The organism is Acidocella sp. MX-AZ02, assembly GCF_000306035.1.
In the GTDB taxonomy this organism is placed as follows: domain Bacteria; phylum Pseudomonadota; class Alphaproteobacteria; order Acetobacterales; family Acetobacteraceae; genus Acidocella; species Acidocella facilis.
Genome location: NZ_JH976283.1, coordinates 1 through 348 on the forward strand (window position 1 = coordinate 1; position 348 = coordinate 348).

General features: G+C 70.7%; 1 protein-coding gene. It reads right to left on the reverse strand.

Features of this window, described 5'->3' with window-relative positions; genetic code table 11:
• The coding region (locus MXAZACID_RS19595) for a hypothetical protein (protein WP_008495951.1) at positions 1-348 on the reverse strand (348 nt) is incomplete at both ends.

The window sequence follows — 348 nt, forward strand, 5'->3', positions numbered from 1 at the left end:
CCCCCCCAGCGCGATGGAGGTGCTGGCGCTGCCGGAGAGGCTGGCGGCGTTCAATTTCGCACCTGCCCCCTGGCTGATCGCGCCGGCGCTCTGGAGGCTGAGCGTGCTGGCCTCGACGCTGCCATCCAGCCCCAGGCTGGTGCCCGAGAGGCTGACGGCAGACCCGCTCAGCGTGCCGCTCTGGCTCAGGCCACCGGTGCTGTCGGCGGTGAAGGTGCCGGCGGAGATGTCGCCATTTAGCGCCATCGTGCTGCCGGCCAGATCGAACCCCTGGCCGCCCAGCGTGCCGGTCTGGGTGATCGCGCCGCTGCTGGTCAGCGTCACCAGCGCGTTGGCGAAGGAGATGTT